This window comes from Magnetospirillum molischianum DSM 120 (genome assembly GCF_000294655.1).
Lineage (GTDB): Bacteria > Pseudomonadota > Alphaproteobacteria > Rhodospirillales > Magnetospirillaceae > Phaeospirillum > Phaeospirillum molischianum.
In genome coordinates this window covers 81,080-101,792 of sequence record NZ_CAHP01000012.1, presented here as the reverse complement: position 1 = coordinate 101,792, position 20,713 = coordinate 81,080, and the positions used below count along the sequence as shown (strand labels likewise).

At 62.3% G+C, this 20,713-nt stretch carries 13 protein-coding genes; 4 read left to right on the top strand and 9 right to left on the bottom strand.

Annotated elements, in window-relative coordinates; translation table 11 throughout:
• Positions 1-3: 3 nt before the first annotated feature.
• The 4 genes from PHAMO_RS03890 to PHAMO_RS03875 form a co-directional block, all read right to left on the bottom strand.
• A complete protein-coding gene (locus PHAMO_RS03890) occupies positions 4-921 on the bottom strand; it encodes a S1 family peptidase (RefSeq protein WP_002726640.1) in 918 nt (305 codons plus the stop codon).
• Positions 922-935: 14 nt separating this feature from the next.
• Positions 936-1,541 (bottom strand): glutathione transferase GstA, encoded by a 606-nt coding sequence (gstA, locus tag PHAMO_RS03885; protein WP_002726638.1) that lies wholly within the window; start codon positions 1,539-1,541, stop codon positions 936-938.
• A 37-nt stretch (positions 1,542-1,578) separates the two neighbouring features.
• Positions 1,579-1,878 carry a hypothetical protein gene (locus tag PHAMO_RS03880; protein ID WP_155801533.1) on the bottom strand — a complete coding sequence of 100 codons (300 nt, stop codon included), beginning with the start codon at positions 1,876-1,878 and terminating at the stop codon, positions 1,579-1,581.
• Between the two features lie 98 nt (positions 1,879-1,976).
• On the bottom strand, positions 1,977-2,627 hold the full coding sequence (locus PHAMO_RS03875) for an SOUL family heme-binding protein (protein ID WP_002726633.1): 651 nt from the start codon (positions 2,625-2,627) through the stop codon (positions 1,977-1,979).
• 280 nt (positions 2,628-2,907) lie between these two features.
• Between PHAMO_RS03875 and PHAMO_RS03870 the strand changes: the two genes are divergently transcribed.
• The 3 genes from PHAMO_RS03870 (at position 2,908) to PHAMO_RS03860 (ending at position 4,803) form a co-directional block, all read left to right on the top strand.
• Positions 2,908-3,117 carry a cold-shock protein gene (locus PHAMO_RS03870; protein ID WP_002726631.1) on the top strand — a complete coding sequence of 70 codons (210 nt, stop codon included), beginning with the start codon at positions 2,908-2,910 and terminating at the stop codon, positions 3,115-3,117.
• Positions 3,118-3,208: 91 nt separating this feature from the next.
• Positions 3,209-3,433 (top strand): DUF3126 family protein, encoded by a 225-nt coding sequence (locus tag PHAMO_RS03865; protein WP_002726629.1) that lies wholly within the window; start codon positions 3,209-3,211, stop codon positions 3,431-3,433.
• Positions 3,434-3,459: 26 nt separating this feature from the next.
• Positions 3,460-4,803 (top strand): glycosyltransferase, encoded by a 1,344-nt coding sequence (locus PHAMO_RS03860; RefSeq protein WP_002726627.1) that lies wholly within the window; start codon positions 3,460-3,462, stop codon positions 4,801-4,803.
• Here PHAMO_RS03860 and PHAMO_RS03855 read toward each other — a convergent pair.
• Positions 4,784-5,656 (bottom strand): alpha/beta hydrolase, encoded by an 873-nt coding sequence (locus PHAMO_RS03855; protein WP_002726626.1) that lies wholly within the window; start codon positions 5,654-5,656, stop codon positions 4,784-4,786. The genes PHAMO_RS03860 and PHAMO_RS03855 overlap by 20 nt on opposite strands.
• Positions 5,657-5,808: 152 nt before the next feature.
• Here PHAMO_RS03855 and purT point away from each other — a divergent pair, with 152 nt between their 5' ends.
• The gene (purT, locus tag PHAMO_RS03850; RefSeq protein ID WP_002726624.1) at positions 5,809-7,008 is read left to right on the top strand and encodes a formate-dependent phosphoribosylglycinamide formyltransferase; all 1,200 of its coding nucleotides are present in this window, start codon (positions 5,809-5,811) and stop codon (positions 7,006-7,008) included.
• Between the two features lie 37 nt (positions 7,009-7,045).
• Here purT and PHAMO_RS18310 read toward each other — a convergent pair whose 3' ends face one another.
• The 4 genes from PHAMO_RS18310 to PHAMO_RS03830 all read right to left on the bottom strand — a co-directional run bounded on the left by PHAMO_RS18310 (position 7,046) and on the right by PHAMO_RS03830 (position 20,674).
• Positions 7,046-13,657: a type I polyketide synthase gene (locus PHAMO_RS18310; RefSeq protein ID WP_002726622.1), complete on the bottom strand. Its 6,612-nt coding sequence runs from the start codon at positions 13,655-13,657 to the stop codon at positions 7,046-7,048.
• Positions 13,654-16,851: a type I polyketide synthase gene (locus PHAMO_RS03840; protein WP_002726620.1), complete on the bottom strand. Its 3,198-nt coding sequence runs from the start codon at positions 16,849-16,851 to the stop codon at positions 13,654-13,656. The genes PHAMO_RS18310 and PHAMO_RS03840 overlap by 4 nt, the downstream gene beginning before the upstream one ends.
• A gap of 157 nt (positions 16,852-17,008) precedes the next feature.
• Positions 17,009-18,886: an asparagine synthase (glutamine-hydrolyzing) gene (gene asnB, locus PHAMO_RS03835; protein ID WP_002726618.1), complete on the bottom strand. Its 1,878-nt coding sequence runs from the start codon at positions 18,884-18,886 to the stop codon at positions 17,009-17,011.
• Positions 18,887-18,964: 78 nt separating this feature from the next.
• On the bottom strand, positions 18,965-20,674 hold the full coding sequence (locus PHAMO_RS03830) for a serine hydrolase domain-containing protein (RefSeq protein ID WP_002726616.1): 1,710 nt from the start codon (positions 20,672-20,674) through the stop codon (positions 18,965-18,967).
• Between the last annotated feature and the right edge of the window lie 39 nt (positions 20,675-20,713).

The window sequence follows — 20,713 nt, the reverse complement described above, 5'->3', positions numbered from 1 at the left end:
CGCCTATCGCGAAAATGCCCGTGGGTCGGCCACACAAGAGAGCGGCATGGGCTGGCGGTCAAGCCGCAGGCCGGGCGCAAAAACCGCTTCGGCGGCGCGGTCGGGATAAAGCTTGCGATAGCCATCCCAGACAGCCCAGGACGGGGTGAAGCGCAGATCGGGGATATCGTCGGCGGGGCTGTTGGCATTGTCGATTCCGACCAAGGCCCCGCCCGAGAACACCGCCCCGCCCGACATACCGGGATACGCGCCAAGCCGGGCTTCGATCTTGCAGAAGAACCGGCCCGATGAACCGGACTTGCCGAGCGAGGTATATCTTTGCTCGTCGATATCGTGGAAACGACGGCACACGCCTTGAGCCGCATGAAGCCGGTCGCGACCCAACGCCCACCCAACCGCGACGATTTCGGTTTCGACGACGACGTTCGGGATGGCGCCCCACACCACCGGCATCAGATCCGCGGAAGCGACGAAGGCGGGATCGATGCTAGCGAAGGCCAGATCGAGTCCTTCGTGCAGCCGAATATCGCTCAGCCCCTTGGTCTCGACGATCTCGCCGGGACGAGGGGAAAAGCGCACGACCGCCTCGACCGTCCGCGTCCCGTCGCTGGACAACCAATCCTCGACCTGATGTGTCGTTAGCGCGACGGTGCCGAAGCGGTCGAGCAGGACACAAGACCCCCTGCCCTCTACTCCGGCACGATAGGTGATGACTCGTCCGCAGGTCCGTCCCGTTTCCTCGACCCAGGGGGAGCGGTCGCACTGGAGGGCAAAGCCTCGGGTCCGCCCCTCCATCCGTGGATCAATGGCAAGAACGTCATCCTCCTCCCCGCCCCTTCCTGGAGACGGAAGAGACGGAGAGAGGATGGAAGCAGCCGCAACCGACCCAAGCCCAAGAACAAACAGACGCCGCGAAACCATCCAAACGGCCGACCCTATAAGAGTTTTTCGGCCTTCAATGCCTCTTGCACCGATGGCAGCGCGGCAATCCGAACGGAATGGGCGGCCAGGGACGGCCAGTCCGATACGTCGATACCGACCCGAGGCAGCCACGACACGACGGTGAACAGATAGAAATCCGCGACAGTCGGCGTCACGCCCACCAGATAAGAACTCTTGACCAACGCCTGATCGGTGAAGTCGAGACGACGGCGCAACGTGGCCTTGGATATCTCCTTGGCTTCGGCGGGAAGCGCCGGATTGAATAGGCCCGCCGTCGCTTTGTGCAATTCGGTGGCGATAAACACCAGCCACTCGACCAGCCGGATATGATCGGCGGTGCCCTCTGCCGGGGCAAGGGACAAATCGGGAGCCTGCGACGCAAGATAGAGCAGGATCGCGACCCCCTCGGTCAGCACCTGACCGTCATCCAGCACCAGCGCCGGAATATACCCCTTCGGGTTGATCGCCAGGAAATCGGCCCCACCATCGGTTTTCTTGGTGGCAAGATCGACCGCCTCGACAGTGAAGTCGAAGCCTGCCTCGATCAGAGCGATATGGGACGCCAGCGAACAGGCCCCCGCCTTGTAATACAGCTTCATGGCACCTTCCCCTTGTCGTTATGCGTACCGTGTGGGATCAGGCCTTCGTCTCGGGGGCGGGCACAACGCGAAGATAGTGGTTATGCACCCGGAACACGATGACGAGTTCGACCACCAACGTCAGGCTTGAATAGAGCAGATTGGTCAGCGTGAAATGCTCGATCACAAATCCGGTTTCCGGCAAAGCGGGTAGAATCAGCAGCTTCCACGCAGCCCCCAGCAATAATCCAGGACACAAGACGCAGGCCGCGCCGATCAGCGCCCACACAAAGGCCTTGAGACGGCGGGACCGAGCCGAACGGAAATAGATGATTGCCGCGATAAGGGATATCACCACGCTTATCATTGCTCAGACCACCCCGAGAAAAAACACTCATTCGGCGCAAGCGCCTCGGGTATAGACTAAGCGATCTCTTGCGGAGCGACAACCTGGGCCTACCCGTCACGGCGCACAACCGCGACCGCCGCTTCGTTGCGGCGCAGGAACGGCAATGTCCAGGGCGGATCGTATAGAAAGGACGTGGGCGCCCCCTGCGGTAGCCATGCCGTCCCGTCCAGGCGGGTCAATAATTCCCCCTGATGCTGGGCGATCGCCTCACTGTCACGCCAGCCAGTGAAGCGGAGAACGGCCAGGGTCTGAGCGGGAATCTCGACCAGACGAACACGGTCGTCATCGGGAACCGGCAGCGTCTCCATTGTGAAGGAAGACGGCATGAAAAACCGCATCGTCTTCCGCCCGCCCGATTCGCTTCCTTCGACCGGGGTGGTCATCGCGATGGACCGCGACCTTTCGGTTTCGACCGGGGCCGTCATCGCAACCTTCTGGCGGTCACGATTACCACCGAAGATATACCCAGCCAAAATTCGGAACGCCTGATTGCGGGCTTCTGATTCGGTGCCATCGACATCCGTCTCAGCGGCGATGCGAGGCCCGTAATGACGAATTTCGATATCGTCCGCCAAGGTGGCGACCACCTCGTAAACCGGCTGTTCGGTGCCAGATCGGATCCCGACCACCGTACAGGCCGACAAAAGTGCGAATGAACCGGCAACGGCCAACCCGTTTCCCACGTCCGACAGCCTCATGATCCCGATCCTTCCGATACAGGGTTCAAGCTGTTGATAGATGGGAAGAATATGAGAATGAACAAGAGCGTTCACGTGTTTTTACGGGGGTTCGGAAACTACCCGTAATGCGGAATAACGCGTCGAAATCGACTTTCAAGCCAGTTGGACCTTGCTATTAGCCGCCGAACGATCAACACTGTGTTCATCAATTCTGCCCTGAGAAACGACCAGAGTCGCTCGGCACTTGATCCGCTTCGCGAAGTCGCGTCGCGTGAATCTCATTCTTGGAGACCTCAATATGCCGAACGGCACCGTCAAGTGGTTCAACAGCACCAAGGGTTTTGGCTTTATTGCTCCGGACAACGGCGGCCCGGATGTGTTCGTGCACATCTCCGCGGTCGAGCGCGCCGGCCTCAACGGCCTCAATGATGGCCAGAAGGTTTCCTTCGAGGAAGAGCGCGATCCGCGTAAGGGCAAGACCTCTGCGGTCAATCTGAAGGCCCTCTAAAGCCTGAGATGTGGTTGGCCGTCCCCGTGACGGCCAACCGCTGCTCTGCTTGTTTACGATCCAAACGTCCACTTTTCATGAGCTTGCAACCATGAAACCGAGCGAAATCGCCCGCGTTGAGGCATATCTGCGTGCGACCTTCGGCAACGACCGCATTCGGATCGAACCGCCCAAGAAGTCCAGCGCTCCAGTCGAAGTCAGCATCGGCGATGAATTCATCGGCGTTCTGCATCGTGACGAAGATGAAGGCGAAGTCTCGTACTCGCTGAACATCTCCATCCTCGAAGAGGATTTGCCGGCTCTCGCCAAGAACTGAGACCGGTGCGAAGGGACTTCGATTCCATGGCGGGGGCGGGAAGCGGGAAAAGTCTGCGGATCGTTTTCGCCACGATCGGCTCGTTCGGCGATCTTCACCCATACATCGCCTTGGCGCTTGAGCTGAACCGGCGCGGCCACCGCGCCGCGATTGCTGGCAGCGAAATCTATCGCGACAAAATCCAGGCGCTGGGGATCGACTTTTACCCACTCAGCCCTGATTTCAATCGAATTCGGGCCGTACCCGGATTGATCGAGCAGATTCTGCATCCCCGTACCGGCGCGGAAACCCTGATCCGCTCCGTGATGATGCCAAGTCTGCGCGAGTCCTTCGCCGACCTGTCCACCGCCGCCGAAGGGTCAGACCTGCTGGTCTCGCACCCACTGGCTTTTACCGCGCGGCTAGTAGCGGAAACTCAGGGGCAACGCTGGGCCTCGACCTTCCTCGCCCCCTTCACCGCCCTGTCGGCCCACGACCCTTCGGTGATGGCCGAAATTCCATTCCTGAACCTGTTGCGCCCGTTTGGACCGTCCCTTTTCCGCGAAATTTACCGCCACGTGATGATCCGCGCCCATGATTGGAGCGCGCCCTGGCATACCTTCCGCGCCGAGCTTGGTCTGCCGCCCGCAGCGAACGACCCGCTATTCAGCGGGCAACACGCGCCGGATCTGGCGCTCGGTTTGTTTTCCCCGCTGCTGGGAGCGCCCCAGCCCGACTGGCCGCAAAACAGTATCGCCACCGGCTTTGCCTTTTACGACGACGGCGCTGTGGGGGGATTGCCGCCCGATCTGACCGCGTTCCTGGAAAGCGGACCGCCACCGCTGGTTTTCACCCTTGGCACCGCGATGGTACGCAACCCCGGCAGCTTCTTTGAAGACAGTCTGAAGGCCGCGCAGCGACTGCGCCGACGGGCCGTGCTGATGGTCGGCGGCAATTCGCCACTGCCACTCGGCCCATTGTCCGATTCCGCAATCGCCGTCGCCTATGCCCCGTTCTCCGAACTGTTTCCCCGCGCCGCCGCCATCGTCCATCATGGCGGTGTCGGCACCACCGGCCAGGCAATGCGGGCAGGCCGTCCGATGCTGGTGGTTCCGTTCGGCTATGACCAGCCCGACAACGCCGCCCGCGTCACCCGACTGGGGATCGGCCGTTCGCTTCCGATTGGGCGCTATACTGCCAGCCGCGCCGCCAACGCACTGGGGGCACTGCTCGACTCGTCCACCTGCCGCCGTCGGGCCGCTGAAATCGGCGTCCAGATCAGCGCGGAAACCGGCACCGCCAATGCCTGCGACGCCCTGATCGCCCTGGCCGGAGCCGGAACAACCGGATCTCCCCGGACGGAAAGACCGCTCATCGCCTCGGCGGGGTAACCCCCGCCAACGCACCGAAAAACTCGGCTGTCTCGCCCGCGACCTGGGCACGTTGGCGATCGACCGTGATCAGGTGGTAGCAATCTCCTAACAGAACCGTGCGGACCGGACCTCTCAGACGGCGAGCGACATAACGAGGATTGCGCAGACCACAGATATCGTCCTCAACAGCGTGAACGATCAGGGTCGGCACATTAATCGTTGGCAGTTCCGGCTTCAGCAGTTCGACAAATTCCCCCATCTCGCGCAGCGACCGGCCGGAGATCCCTATCGCCCCGGCAGCGGTGGTGTTTCCATTCATCTTCGCGGCGGCAACAGGACGACGCAGACGTTCATCCTTAATGCTGAAGGGATCGCTGCCGACAAAGCGATAGGACAGCCCCCGCTCCGTCTTTAAAAACCACGGCAGCAGAAAAGACAGCCGGGGCATCGACCAGCCGTCATACCACAAGGGCAGGGAATACAGCGCGAGACCGGCAACATTGTCCTTGTGCTGTGCGGCAAGATGCAACGCCAGCAACGCCCCCAGGCACAGCCCGGCAACGAAGACGGTTTGATGGCGCTGGGCCGCATCGGCATAAACCGTCTCGACGCTGCCGTACCAGTCTCGCCAGCCGGTCTTCAACAGATCGGCCTCGCTACCGCAATGTCCAGCCAGCCGCACGGCATAGACGACGAACCCCGAGGCGGAGAGGCAACGGGCGACCGAGCGCATCTCGTTGGGCGTTCCGGCCAGACCGTGGATCAGAAGCACCGCCGGACCGGATTCGTCCAGAGCTCCACGATGATAAGTATAACCAATATGGGGCAAGGCCGCTTCGGCGGCAGCGGGGATACAGGTCTGGATTGTCATCGGCGTCCTGTCGAATCCTCGGTTGCTCTCAACAGTTTGGGCTTGGTAGAATCGGAAATATTCTATCATACCGAACTCCAACCCAACCGCTATGATCCGGTGGGGACACGTTATTTCGGGGAGCGACCCCCCTCTTCTGGAGAGAAGACGACATGAGCATCGGAACGCCGTTAAGCACGTCCGCCACGCGGGTCATGCTGTTGGGCGCTGGCGAGTTGGGCAAGGAACTGGTCATCGCCTTACAACGGCTAGGCGTCGAAGTGATCGCGGTTGATCGCTATGACAATGCACCGGGGATGCAGGTGGCACACCGCTCCCACGTCGTCACCATGACCGATGCCGATGCCCTGCGCCGGGTGATCGAGGCGGAAAAGCCGCATATGGTGGTCCCGGAAATCGAGGCAATCGCCACCGATCTTCTGCTTGAGATCGAGCGGGAAAAGCTGGCCGAGATCATCCCGACCGCTCGCGCCACCCGGCTGACGATGGACCGTGAGGGCATTCGCCGTCTTGCCGCCGAGACTCTGGGCCTGCCGACCTCGCCTTATGCCTTCGCCGAATCGCTTGAGGAATTGCGGGCGGCAATCGACAACGGTATCGGCTATCCGTGCGTGGTCAAGCCGGTGATGTCGTCATCGGGCAAAGGCCAGACCGTTCTAAAATCCGCCTCGGACGTCGAAGTCGCGTGGGTACACGCCCTCCAGGCCGGCCGCGTGGCGCGAACCCGCGTCATCGTCGAAGGCTTCATTGATTTCGATTACGAGATTACCCAGCTCACGGTGCGGGCGGTCGGGGCGTCGGGACAGGTCGAAACCTATTTCTGTGACCCGATCGGGCATCATCAGGTCGATGGCGATTACGTCCTGTCGTGGCAACCCCAGGCGATGAGTCCGGCAGCCCTGGAGGCGGCACGCGCAATTGCCGGGCGGATCACCGGCGATCTGGGCGGACGGGGCATCTTTGGTGTCGAGTTGTTCGTGAAGGGCGATCAGGTCTGGTTCTCAGAGGTCAGCCCACGCCCCCACGATACTGGTCTGGTAACTCTGTGTACCCAGCGCCTATCCGAATTCGACCTCCACGCCCGCGCCATCCTGGGCCTGCCAGTCGATGTTACCCTGCGCTCGCCCGGCGCTTCGGCGGTGATCTACGGCGGAATGAACGCAACCGGAATCGCGTTCGAGGGACTGGCCGAGGCATTGCAGGTGCCGGGCAGCGACCTGCGCCTGTTTGGCAAACCGGAGAGCTATCAGAAGCGCCGGATGGGAGTGGCGGTTGCTTCGGCTCCCACGGTAGACGAAGCGATCGAACGGGCCAAACTGGCCGCCAGCCGGGTCCAGCCGGTCCGGGCCTAACCGCGCATGCGGCAGGCCCGGAACACGGGGCCTGCCGCTATCCCGCGATCAGAGACTCCAGTTCGCGCAGGAGTGCCTGCGCCGACTGGGCGGGTGCGGCCGCCCCCGCCGCAGCGGACTCCTCTTCCAGTTGGATGACGTCGTTCAACAGGAAGGTCGCGATCTTATCGAGGGTGGGGTAATCGAACAGCAGCGACGCGGGCAACGTCTTACCCAGGCTGCGGTTCAGCCGGTTACGCATATCGACCGACATCAGCGAGTCGAACCCCTGAGCCACCAAGGGCTGGTCGAGAGCGATTGGCTCACCCTCGGCATAGCCCAGAGTATGGCGAGCCAGTTCCTGAAGGTAAGACCGCAGCAGACCGGGCCGCTCGACGGCCAGGACAGCCCGCAGTTCCTCGACGATATTCCGCCCGGACGAGGCGACGGTATCGGTCTGCTCGACCGCTCCCCCCGCCGAAGCCAAAGCCGCATACAGGCCGCGTTTGGCATCCAATCCCTGACTGGCGACAAAAGCCCGCCAATCGGCATCGACAATACCGGGTTGGGAAAGATCCTCTTTCAGGACGTGCTTCAGAACCCGCAGCGCCTGATCGGGATTGAGTCCCCGGATCCCCATTGCCGAGAAGCGATCGCCGGACAGAGCGGCGGCCATCCCGGCTTCCGCCCACGGACCCCAATTGACGCTGGTCGCGGGCAGCGATAACAGGCGGCGATAGGCTGCCAGGCCATCCATGAAGCCGTTGGCCGCGGCGTAATTACCCTGGCCGAGATTGCCAATCACCGCCGCGACCGACGAGAACAGGACGAAGAAATCAAGCGGCCGGTCGCGGGTGGCGAGGTGAAGGTTCCAGGCTCCCCGGAGCTTGGGAGCCATCACGGTACGGAAGCGCGGCCAGGTCAGATCGGCAATCATGCCATCGGCAAGCAAGCCCGCCGCATGAACAACGCCTTTCAGCGGCGGCATCGTCGTATCGATATGAGCGACGATGCGCCCCACATCGTCGCTTTGCGCGACATCGGCAGCCACGATTTCGACCGCGACTCCTGCTTCGCGCAAATGAGCGATTGCCGCTTCGGCAGTCGGGTTCGGGGCATTGCGGCCGGTCAGAACCAGATGGCGGGCACCCTCGTCCGCCAGCCATTGCGCCACCCGCAGACCCAACGCCCCCAACCCGCCGGTAACCAGATAGGTCGCCTCGGCAACGACAGGCCCGCGCTCGCGCATCAGAACCTTGCGGTCCTCGCCGTCACGCGACAGAACGATCTTGCCGATATGGCGGGCCTGCGCCATGTAGCGGAACCCGTCCTCGGCCTGATGCAACGGAAACACCGTGACCGGCAGCGGACGCAGTTCTCCGGTTTCGAACAGAGGGAACAACTCGGCGACCATCGCCGCGATCGTCGCCGGATCGTCACGCGACACGGCAGCCAGATCGAACGGGCGATAAAAAATCGTGGGGTCCAACGCCGCGACCCGCGCCGCGTCCCAGATCCCGATCTTCCCCATTTCCAGGAAACGACCGCCCTTCGCCAGCACCGAAAAACTGGCGGGGATGAAGTCGCCGTTCAGCGAGTTAAGGACGATATCGACTCCCTGACCATCGGTAAGCGCCTTGATCTGCGGGGCGAAGTCGGTGTTACGCGAACTGAACAGATGAGTGACGCCCATCGCGGTCAGGGCGTCACGCTTATCCTGCGAGCCAACGGTGGCGAACACCTCGGCTCCGGCCCGGAGCGCCAGTTGCACCGCCGCCATCCCGACACCGCCCGCCCCTGCATGGATCAGAACACGGTCGCCCCGTGTCATCTTCGCCAGCACGGACAGGGCATAATGAGCCGTCAGGAAGGTGGCGGGCAGCGTCGTTGCCTCGGCGAAGCTCAACCGCTTCGGCTTCGGCACAACCTGGGCACGGGTAACGGTGACATGGCTGCCGATGCAACCGGGCGAGGCAAGAACGATAACCGCCTCGCCGTCGCGCAGGTCGGTCACCGCAGTCCCACGTCGAACCACGGTTCCGGTCGCCTCGAAGCCGAGCAGACCGGCCTCGCCGGGATACTGCCCGAGCGCGTTCAGCACATCGCGGAAATTAAGACCGGCGGCAACAATCGCGACCTCGACCTCGTTCTCTTGTGGCGCACGGCGGGGCCGGGTCTTGAAGGTCAGATCGTCAAGGGTATGCCGGGGGCCAACGTCAAGGTAATAGGCTTCGGCTGCGCTGATCGCGGGCACCGCCCCAGCGGTCGCGGCTTTGGTCGCGGGTGCGGCAAGCAGACGAGCCGCGAAAATATGGCCGCCCCGACGCAAGGCAAGGTGATCCTCGCCCACAACGGATTCTGGGGCGCTACCATCGAGGATCGTCGTCAGGGCGGCGATCCCCTCGGCGCTGACTTTGGCCTCGACATCGATCAGACCGCCCCACATCTCGGGGAATTCGTGCGAGATGGTACGACCGAACGCCCACAGCGCTCCACCAACCAAGCTCGCGGGCCGGATCGATTTATCCTCGCGAATGACCGATTGCGCTTGGCTTGTCACGATCCACAGCCGGGTCGGCTGCGGCAGGGGTGTGCGGCCCAGTCCTTGAACGATATCGAGCAGACCGCCAACCCATTTCTGATGGTCGGCGTCCAGACTGTCGGCGGTGGACTCGTCGCCCTGCCCGCCTGCCCCGGTCGTGTCCAGCACCACCCGGATCGAGACGAACAGCCCCTCGGCCGCCCATTTCGTTACCCTCCCGCCAAAATCGGACACATCGCCCTGGCACAGGTCGAGAGGGTCGAGTCCCTGGGTACGCAAGCGGGCGATCACGCCATCGCCCCAACGGCCCGCACCGCGCACGACAACCCATCCGGTTGCCGCCGCAAGCGAAGGAGCCGGATGCGCCGCCGTCGCCACCTCATGCCAGGACAAGGTATGAACCAGTCCCCGGTCGTCTCGGCGCATCTGCTGATAGAGGGTGTCGCGGTCGGTTTGCTTCAAGAGGAAATCGTCGATTTCCAGAGCCGGAGCGCCATCGGCGGCATAGGCGGTAACCGTCGCCTTGACCAATCCCGGCGATACCGCGATCCGGGTATGGCAGTAAAGCGGCCCAGTCAGCGACCCGAGCAAACGGACGCTTCCCATATGCAACGGAATCAAGACGCTATCGCCCACCAACATCTCGGACGCGGATTTGTCGCAAGCGGGCAGAACAGTCTGAAGGATCGAATCGATCAGTCCGGGATGGATCGCGTTATCATCAATCCGGCCGGTGGCTTCCAGACGGCACCAGGACTCGTCCTCGCCCTGGCCAATCTCACGCAGGCAACGGAAATTCGGTCCCGTACTGTAGCCAACCGTCTCGATCAGGGCATAAAAAGCGTCATGCTCCATCCGTCCGGGACTACGTGCGGCCAGCGCGGCGAAATCGGCCCCCGCAGCGGCGCGTGCCTTGGGTGGCTCGGTTGAGATCCGCCCCGCGCAATGGGTTAGCCATGCAGCATCATCCGCTTCGGCGGCCCGGCTGACCAGCCGGAAACCACGTCCGACGCCCGGCTCGCCCTCAACGATCATCTGCACCGTGCGAGGCTCATCGTCATCAACGACCAGCGGCGCGGTAAAAGAAACGTCGTCAAGCTGGCTCGCACCCGCTCCGGTCAGATCGCGCATCGCCCCGAACGCCATCGACAGATGCGCGGCGGCGGGCGAGATGATCCGACCGAAAATCTTATGCTCACGCAGGAATGACGGCTGTTCGGCGGTAAAATGAGCCTGATAGAGCACGGTGCCGCGCGCGAACAGCGGCGAAACGATTTTCTGTCCCAACCAGGCGTGGCCGCGTCCAGCAACGGCCCCTCCACCTGAATCGGGCAGCGGGGGCAAGTAATAGCTTTTGCGCTGGAAAGGATAGCCGGGGATCGCGACCTTGCGCAGATCGAACGGCTTATCGCGCCCATCCCAATCGATCTCGGCCCCCTGGGCATACAGCGCCGCCACCGCCGCCGCCAGAGTCCGATGATCGGCGGTCGCATCGGGATTCGCACCCGAGGGGCGCATCAGCGACGGCAGGAACACCCGTTTGTCCGACTCGACATTTGTCCGCGCCAGCGCCGTCAGGATCGGGGCGGCACCGATTTCCAGGAATAGAGTCACCCCATCCTCGGCCAAGGTCCGGGCCGCAGAGGCGAAACGCACCGGCGCTTCGACCTGAGCCGACCAATAGCCCGCGCTCGACAAATCCCCCGCCTCGGCCTTACGACCGCTCACCGTCGAAACCATCGGCAGATGAGCCGGACGATAGCTTACTCCCGCCGCCACCTCGGCGAAGACATCCACCATCGGCCGCATCAGCGGCGAGTGGAAGGCATGCGAAACCCGTAATTCCTGCGTCCGGTAGCCCTGGGCCTCGAACCCGCGCCGCAAATCCGCCACCCTATCGGCCGGACCGGCGATCACGATATCCTCGGGCGTGTTGATCGCCGCGACCGACACCAGCGCTCCGGCCTTCACCGCCTCTGCAATGGCGGCGGAGACCACCCCTTCGGGCGCGGCGACAGAGGCCATCGCCCCACCGGACGGCAGGCTCTGCATCAGACGCCCCCGTTCCGCCACCAGGGTCAAGGCATCCTCCAGCCCGATCACTCCGGCGACATGGGCCGCGACGAACTCGCCGATGCTGTGCCCGGCAACGATGTCAGGGGTTACCCCCCAACTCCGCCACAATTCCGCCAGAGCATATTCGACCGCGAAGATCGCGGGCTGGGCAAAGCGGGTCTGTTGCAGCCGTTCGTTATCGGCCTGCGGTCCATACAGAAGGTCCAGCAACGACTCGCCCAGCCGTCCACGCAAAATCGCATCGCAAGCATCGAGCGCGGCGCGGAAGACCGGCTGATCGCGGTACAGGCTGCGACCCATCCCGACATATTGCGACCCTTGGCCGGTGAACAGAAACGCGATACGGGGCCGCTCGCTCTTCGATCCGACCGACACAGAACGCGGCGCGGCTCCGGCCAGAGACTGGCGCAGGCCCGAGGCGATCTCGGCCCCGCTCGATCCCACCGCCGCCAGACGGAAGCCGAAATGGCTCCGCCCTGCCCCGGCCATATGAGCGATATCGCTCAACGGAGCCGTCGTGCTCTCCAGATAGTCGGCGAAGCGTTCCGTCAGAGCGCGCAGCGCGTCCGGGCTGCGCGCCGACAGCGGCAGAACCTGCGGATCGGGCGCGGTCGGGCCATCGGCGCGGGCGCTTTCCGCCGGGGCTTCTTCCAGAATGACATGCGCATTGGTGCCGCTGAAACCGAACGAACTGACCCCAGCCCGACGCGGCTTATCTCCGGCGGGCCACGGCGTCAAAACCGTCGGCACCCGGAACGGGTACTGCTCCCACGGAATATGCGGGCTGGGCGACGACAAATGCAGATGCGGCGGAATCTCGCCATGGCGCAGGCACAGAAGCGCCTTGATCAGACCCGCGATCCCAGCACCGGCCTCAAGATGGCCGATATTCGTCTTGATGGTGCTGATCCAAACCGGATCGTCTGCGCCGCGCACCTTCTGCATGATCCGGCCGATCGCCTCGACCTCGATCGGATCGCCCAGCGGGGTTCCGGTGCCGTGGGCCTCGATATAGCCAATATCGGCGGGCGACAATCCCGCCGTCTGCAACGCGCGCTGGATCACCTTTTCCTGGGCCAGACCGTTGGGAGCGGTGAGACCGTTGCTCTTGCCATCCTGATTAACCGCCGATCCGCGAATCAGACCGAGGATTCGGTCTTTGGCGGCGATAGCATCGGACAGACGCTTCAGCACGATCACCCCGCACCCTTCGCCACGCCCATAGCCATCGGCGGAGGAATCGAAGGTCTTGCACATACCATCCGGCGAGATCGTTCCCAACTTCGACGACGCGATATGGAAAATCGGCGACAGGATCAAATTGATCCCGGCGGCCAGCGCCATGTCGCTTTCGCCGTCGCGCAACCCCTGGCAAGCCAGATGGACCGCCACCAGCGAGGACGAGCAGGCGGTATCGACCGCCATGCTGGGGCCTTCGAATCCCAGCGTGTAGGAAATCCGACCCGACGCCGGAGCGAAGCAGGTTCCAGTCAGGGCATAGCCGTCGATCAGGTCGAGCCGCCCGGAATGGCGGTGAGCCTGGGTATAATCATCGCTGGAAATACCGACATAGACGCCGGTTCGGCTGCCGCGCAACGAAATCGGGTTGAGGCCGGCATCCTCGATTGCCTCCCACGCGACTTCGAGCAGCAAGCGCTGCTGCGGGTCGAGACTGATGGCTTCCTTCGACGAAATCCCAAAAAACGGCGCATCGAACTGGTCAATCGGCCGATCGATGAAATTGGCCCGCAAGGCATGGGTGGTGCCGGGCGCGTCGGGCGACGGATGATAAAAAGCCTCGGAATCCCATCGCTCGGCTGGAATCGGCGCGCTGGTATTGTCGCCCCGGCGCAACATTTGCCACAACGCCTCGGGATCGTTGGCCCCACCGGGAAGACGGCAGGCCATCCCGACCACCGCAATCGGCTCGCTACGGGCGGCCTCGATCTCGCGCAACTGGTTTTGTGTCTTTTTAAGCGCGATGAACGTCTTTTTAAGAACGTCCGCCGTGCCGTCGGGAGTGATGTGGTCGGGGCTCGTCACGTCGTTCATAGCAGGTTCACCTCGCGTTCGATGAGCTGTTCCAGTTCGCTGGGGGACAGGTCGTCCAGAAACCTGAACCCCGAAGAATCGGGGAAAGCGTCGGGTGGAGCGGCGTGCGGCGTGGAGCCGACGGGGGGCGGCGGGGGCGGGTCGTCGTGCGCCAGGAAATAATCCGCCATCCGGCAGATCGACGGATAATTGAAGAAGAACGTCGCGGGCAACCGGGACTGAAAGGCAAGGTCAAGCTGCCGTCGTAATTCCAGCGCCATCAGCGAGGTAAAGCCCTGCTCGCCCAGAGCGCGGTCGGAATCGAGCGGCGGAAGCGGCTGGTCGCTCAAGACTCGACGGGCGATCTCGTCAATGGTGCGGATCAGCCCGTCGCGGCCCCCTCCTGGCACAACCGGACGCACCGGATCGGACGGCACACGCGGAACGGGATCGATCGCCGCCGCAGTCGGAACTGAAACCGTCACCCCCCCGCGCACCGGCGAGACGTAATAGCTTTTGCGCTGGAAAGGATAGCCGGGGATCGCGACCTTGCGCAGATCGAACGGCTTATCGCGCCCATCCCAATCGATCTCGGCCCCCTGGGCATACAGCGCCGCCACCGCCGCCGCCAGAGTCCGATGATCGGTAGTCGCATCGGGATTCGCACCCGAGGGGCGCATCAGCGACGGCAGGAACACCCGTTTGTCCGACTCGACATTTGTCCGCGCCAGCGCCGTCAGGATCGGGGCGGCACCGATTTCCAGGAATAGGGTCACCCCATCCTCGGCCAAGGTTCGGGCCGCAGAGGCGAAACGCACCGGCGCTTCGACCTGAGCCGACCAATAGCCCGCGCTCGACAAATCTCCCGCCTCGGCCTTACGACCGCTCACCGTCGAAACCATCGGCAGATGAGCCGGACGATAGCTTACTCCCGCCGCCACCTCGGCGAAGACATCCACCATCGGCCGCATCAGCGGCGAGTGGAAGGCATGCGAAACCCGTAATTCCTGCGTCCGGTAGCCCTGGGCCTCGAACCCGCGCCGCAAATCCGCCACCCTATCGGCCGGACCGGCGATCACGATATCCTCGGGCGTGTTGATCGCCGCGACCGACACCAGCGCTCCGGCCTTCACCGCCTCTGCAATGGCGGCGGAGACCACCCCTTCGGGCGCGGCGACAGAGGCCATCGCCCCACCGGACGGCAGGCTCTGCATCAGACGCCCCCGTTCCGCCACCAGGGTCAAGGCATCCTCCAGCCCGATCACTCCGGCGACATGGGCCGCGACGAACTCGCCGATGCTGTGCCCGGCAACGATGTCAGGGGTTACCCCCCAACTCCGCCACAATTCCGCCAGAGCATATTCGACCGCGAAGATCGCGGGCTGGGCAAAGCGGGTCTGTTGCAGCCGTTCGTTATCGGCCTGCGGTCCATACAGAAGGTCCAGCAACGACTCGCCCAGCCGTCCACGCAAAATCGCATCGCAAGCATCGAGCGCGGCGCGGAAGACCGGCTGATCGCGGTACAGGCTGCGGCCCATCCCGACATATTGCGACCCTTGGCCGGTGAACAGAAACGCGATACGGGGCCGCTCGCTCTTCGATCCGACCGACACAGAACGCGGCGCGGCTCCGGCCAGAGACTGGCGCAGGCCCGAGGCGATCTCGGCCCCGCTCGATCCCACCGCCGCCAGACGGAAGCCGAAATGGCTCCGCCCTACCCCGGCCATATGAGCGATATCGCTCAACGGAGCCGTCGTGCTCTCCAGATAGTCGGCGAAGCGTTCCGTCAGAGCGCGCAGCGCGTCCGGGCTGCGCGCCGACAGCGGCAGAACCTGCGGATCGGGCGCGGTCGGGCCATCGGCGCGGGCGCTTTCCGCCGGGGCTTCTTCCAGAATGACATGCGCATTGGTGCCGCTGAAACCGAACGAACTGACCCCAGCCCGACGCGGCTTATCTCCGGCGGGCCACGGCGTCAGAACCGTCGGCACCCGGAACGGGTACTGCTCCCACGGAATATGCGGGCTGGGCGACGACAAATGCAGATGCGGCGGAATCTCGCCATGGCGCAGGCACAGAAGCGCCTTGATCAGACCTGCGATCCCAGCACCGGCCTCAAGATGGCCAATGTTCGTCTTGACCGAACCGATCAGCAGCGGATCGGCGGGATCGCGTCCAACCCCATAGGTCGCGGCCAGCGCGGCCATTTCAACGACATCGCCCAGCGGGGTTCCGGTGCCGTGGGCTTCGATATAACCGATATCGGCAAATGACAAACCGGAACGGGCAATGGCGCGGCGGATCACCGCTTCCTGCGCGGAACGGCGCGGTGCGGTGAGGCCGTTGCTCTTGCCATCCTGATTAACCGCCGATCCACGCACCAGCCCCAGAACGCGGCACCCCCGCGCTCTGGCCCGCGATAGGGTCATCAGCAGCAAAGCCCCCGCCCCTTCGGCCCGGACATAGCCGTCTCCACCGGCATCGAACGCTTTGCACCGCCCATCCGCCGACAGCACGCCCAACTGGGTCAGGCCGACGAATAGATTGGGAGCCAACAGGGCGTTAACCCCGGCGACCAGGGCGGCGTCGCACTCTCCGGCGCGGATCGCCTGGCAGGCCTGATGAAAGGCCACTAGCGAGGACGAGCAGGCGCTGTCGATCGCCATGCATGGGCCTTCGAATCCCAGCGTGTAGGACAGCCGCCCGGCGGCGGCGGCGAAAGCAGCCCCGGTCGCGGCAAAAGCATCGATTCCGGCTAAATCGGAATTCCAGATCCGCGCCCCCTGATAGTCCGAGGTGCTGATGGCGACATAAATTCCGACGTTACCATCGTCCGCGACACGCTCGGGCGTCAGTCCGGCATCTTCGAGCGCGGACCATGCGACTTCGAGCAGCAAGCGCTGCTGCGGGTCGAGTCCCTGAGCCTCGGCCGGGGCAATGTCGAAGAACCCGGCATCGAACCCGGCGGGGAACGATCCGTCGAGAAAGCCGCCCCACCGCGACACACTGGTCCCTGGCCGCGCCGGGCCGTTAGCGGCATAGTCGGCGGCGGTCCAGCGTTCTGGCGGAACCGGACGGACGGCGCAACCGCCCTGACGGAGGAAGCGCCAGAACGCCTCGGCTGACTCGGTATCCGGCGGTAAGCGGCAGCCAAGTCCCACGATGCAAACCGGGTCATCGGCACGGTGCTGAGCGATCTCGGAAATGGAAGCCCCCATTGGACGGAATACGAAACGAGCACAGCGAAAACGGGTCTAAGATAGCACTTTTAAACCCTCTGCGAGATTTTTTGATTAAAATATCATCTAAAGTTGACGAAACACGTCAGGATCGACGTCAGAAACAGATCAAAATCTAAAATTAAAAATAAAAATTCTAAGAAGAAAAATCAGGCACAGAAAACTCATCCAACAAAATACCAAACGTAATGATAATCATTAAAAAATCAGACTCAAATGTCGTGTTTATTCTCGCTCCATTCGTATTAAAACGAGAGCGAAGCCGCTCAACCGCCTCTGGATTAAAGTAATTTTGCCGCTTTATCCTTGATGGATCGAGGATGTCGTTAATCCAATCGATATTCCGAGCCAGTAGATAGGGCGATCCAGGAGCAACGAAGCCGAATTTTTCACGCTTCGCCACCGTATCCGGCAGGTATTTGCCTGCGACCTGCCGCAGCACATACTTTTCGGTCGAATTGCGGATCAGCAACTCGGGGGGAATGGTGCGGGCAAACGCAATCAGATCGATATCGAGAAAGGGATAGCGCGCTTCGATCGAATTAGCATAGGTCACCCGGTCACCATGATCCGCCAACAAATGATCGGACAGCCTCAGCTTGAAATCGACATAAGAGCGCTGGTGCAGCGGATGCCGGTTGCGCAGCCGGGCGGTATCGATCACCGGCTGACGAGTGGCTTCGAAATCGGATTGGCGGACCGCCAGCGCCTCGGAATACAGACTGGCTTTCACCTCGCGCAGCGGTAGGTAGTCGCGGTCATAAAAGAAATCGCTCTGGCCCCACAAATGCTGACGAAGCTCGTCCTCCAGCATGGTCTCGATGTCGTCAGGCGCACCACCGCTTCTCGCTCCGGTGGCATCGAGGCGATAGCCGACATAGCCCGCGAACAATTCGTCCGCCCCTTCGCCGGTCAAAATCACCTTATGCCCACTCTCGCGGGCGAGGGCCGACAGCGCCAGCGAACAGGTGTTGTAGGATTCCTTTAGCGGCGTCTCGGCGCAGATGACGGCGCGGCGCAAACGGTCTGCGATCTCGTCGGGCGTAAATTCGGCCTCGTGATGAAGACTGCCCAGATGGTCGGCCATCGCCCTCTGATACCGCCGTTCGTCGATATCGGCCTCTGGGAACGTGATCGAGAAAGAATGGAGGCGCTGTTGCGGTTGGACCACCCGCGTCATCGCACCGATCAAACTCGAATCCAGTCCACCGCTAAGATAAAAGCCGACCGGAACGTCGGCATTGAGGCGGCGGCGCACTGCGGTCAATAAAAGATCCTCGACCCGCTCGCTGTAGTAAGAATCGGGCCGGACCGGATCGGCCTCGCCCAATTCGGGATAATCGAGATCCCAATAGCAGGTCGGAATCGCCGGACGCCCCGCCTCGACATAAAGGTAATGACCGGGCGGCAACGCCTCGATTCCAGCGAACATCGTCGTCGGGCTGACCAGCCCCGGAAAGGTCAAGATCTGGTCGAGACCGGCCGGATCGATCGTGGGCCGGACTGCCGGATGGGCCAGCAACGCCTTGATCTCCGAGGCGAACAGCACCGCCCCCTCAATCCGGGTATGAAACAGCGGCGCGATGCCGACATGATCGCGCGCCAGCAGCAAGGCATGGCGGGTACGATCATACAATGCGATCGCGAACTGACCGTTGAGGCGGCTGACGCAACCGGGACCGTATTCCTCATAGAGGTGCACAATGATTTCGACGTCGCAGCGGGTGCGAAAGCGGTGACCGCGTTGTTCGAGATCCTCGCGCAGTTCCTTGAAATTGTAGATCTCGCCGTTGCAGATCGAAACGACCGACCCATCTTCATTGCTGTGGGGCTGGTTTCCCGTCGCCAGATCAATAATCGCTAAACGGGTAAAACCAAACCCGATGCCGGCATCAATGAAGTCTCCAGACTCGTCCGGGCCGCGATGAACAAGCCGACGCGCCATCGAATGAAGCGTCGATTCATCGACCCGGAAATCCTTACTCGAAGAAAAGACTCCAGCGATGCCGCACATCGTTTTCCTGCCTCATCGTTAGCAGATACAGACTACACGCCCGGAAGTGGAGCGGCAATTACACTTTTCACTTTAGAGTCACTGAGCTGGAGCCAGGGCTGGAGCAGGAACCGGAACCGCCTTTTTCGTCGCCCGCGCAGCCTTGGTGGTATTGAACGACCACAGGGCACCGGGAACGATGCCGGTCGGACCGACGATATCGACCCGCCAGTAATAGGCTGTCGCTGGCTTCAGACCACCCAACACCGCATTGACCTGCGAAACCGTCTGGAACTGCACACCCTCGTGATTTTCCGCCGTCGCGGCATCGACCTTATCGGCGTCGGTGCCGGAATAGACATGATAGCTGAGGGCATCGACACGCCCGGCCTGCCACGACACCGGCAGGGTAGACCCACCAGCCAGCGAAACGAGAGTCTTCCGAGCCGGTTTGGGCGTCGTTACCTCCGAAGTCACCAGCGGCATCAATTCGTCCAGCATCGTGACTTCGGCCGATCCGTCCCAGGTATTGCTGGCAAGGACGAACGAGGTATCGGAATCGAAGAAGTAATAGGCCAGAGTCTTATAGCCGGGGAAGGCACCGCCATGACCCCTGGCATCGCCATAGGAACGGTGCGGCTGCATCAGCGCGCCGACAGCATATTCCATCGGCTCCCAGCCGTAATGGATGTCGGCGGAGGCGAATGACAGCCACTTTTGCTTGGTTCCTGCGTTAAGGAACCGATCGGTCTTCAGCGCCGTTTCAAGGAAGTGCAACAGATCCCACGGTGTCGAGATCATCGCGCCCGCCGTTCCAGCATAAGATGGATTGATCGCCGTCACATCACACCAAGTCTGATAGACTTTCTGCGACAACTCCGGGTTGTACTGTGTATAGCCATGCATGTACGGAAGTCTTTTCTCTGACTCCGCCAAGAAGGTGTCTTTCAGACCGATCTTCTCAGTAATATATTTGCGGAGAAATTCGGTAGAGCTTGTCCCGGTGATTTTTTCGGCAACCATCCCTAGCAGGATGTAGTTTGAATTACTGTAATACCAGAATGGAAAGGGAGCCGGAGCGGGCGGGGCCGATTGTCCGAGCGTAACCCAATAGGGATTGGGATAGGTCGCTCCTGGCGCGAAATCCGGCGGCAACACCGGCGTCGCCTTCGGGTCGAGAACCGCCATCAGATCGCGCGGCAAATACTGCCTTGATGGGTTGGTATAGATCTCGCCCGAAATCGACGGATTGCCGAGATAGTTTGTAATACCCGACGTCATCTGCAACAAATCGGCAATCGTGACCCGCTCGATGTGGGGGATCGCGGCTACAGTCGGCTCGTTGGCAAGGTACTTCAGGACAGGATCGGACAGCTTAACCTTCCCTTCCTGTTCAAGCTGAAGGAACGCCTGCCCGAGAAACATCTTGCTGACGCTACCGACGCGGAATTGCTGGGCGGGACTCAGCTTAATTTTCTCGGGAATATTGGTATATCCGGCGGTGCCGACACGCACGCCCCAGATCGGCGATTTCACGATCACCACCGCACCCGGAATCACATTGGCGGCGACAAGCTGATCGAGCTTGGCTTGCCACGCAGGCGGAAACGCCCGGTAGGGCAAAGCGTTCGACGGAGGTGTGGACGGAGGCGGAGTATCGGGTGCCGCGATCGGGCATGCCTGCGCCGTCGGCGCGGGCTGGGTCTGGGGAACGGGTGCCGTCTGCGCCACGGCAGCAGCAGCGACGAACACCGCCATGGCTCCCGAGGTTAGAAATATACCGCCCGAGCGAAAAGAGTATCCCAGCATGGCCAACCTCCCTGATTACGGAGAAGACACCCTACATTT

Coding starts and splice junctions, on each gene's coding strand:
- PHAMO_RS03840 (WP_002726620.1), bottom strand. CDS start 16,851: ATGGGGGCTTCCATTTCCGAGATCGCTCAGCACCGTGCCGATGACCCG.
- PHAMO_RS03830 (WP_002726616.1), bottom strand. CDS start 20,674: ATGCTGGGATACTCTTTTCGCTCGGGCGGTATATTTCTAACCTCGGGA.
- PHAMO_RS03865 (WP_002726629.1), top strand. CDS start 3,209: ATGAAACCGAGCGAAATCGCCCGCGTTGAGGCATATCTGCGTGCGACC.
- asnB (WP_002726618.1), bottom strand. CDS start 18,886: ATGTGCGGCATCGCTGGAGTCTTTTCTTCGAGTAAGGATTTCCGGGTC.
- PHAMO_RS03855 (WP_002726626.1), bottom strand. CDS start 5,656: ATGACAATCCAGACCTGTATCCCCGCTGCCGCCGAAGCGGCCTTGCCC.
- purT (WP_002726624.1), top strand. CDS start 5,809: ATGAGCATCGGAACGCCGTTAAGCACGTCCGCCACGCGGGTCATGCTG.
- PHAMO_RS18310 (WP_002726622.1), bottom strand. CDS start 13,657: ATGAACGACGTGACGAGCCCCGACCACATCACTCCCGACGGCACGGCG.
- gstA (WP_002726638.1), bottom strand. CDS start 1,541: ATGAAGCTGTATTACAAGGCGGGGGCCTGTTCGCTGGCGTCCCATATC.
- PHAMO_RS03870 (WP_002726631.1), top strand. CDS start 2,908: ATGCCGAACGGCACCGTCAAGTGGTTCAACAGCACCAAGGGTTTTGGC.
- PHAMO_RS03890 (WP_002726640.1), bottom strand. CDS start 921: ATGGTTTCGCGGCGTCTGTTTGTTCTTGGGCTTGGGTCGGTTGCGGCT.
- PHAMO_RS03860 (WP_002726627.1), top strand. CDS start 3,460: ATGGCGGGGGCGGGAAGCGGGAAAAGTCTGCGGATCGTTTTCGCCACG.
- PHAMO_RS03875 (WP_002726633.1), bottom strand. CDS start 2,627: ATGAGGCTGTCGGACGTGGGAAACGGGTTGGCCGTTGCCGGTTCATTC.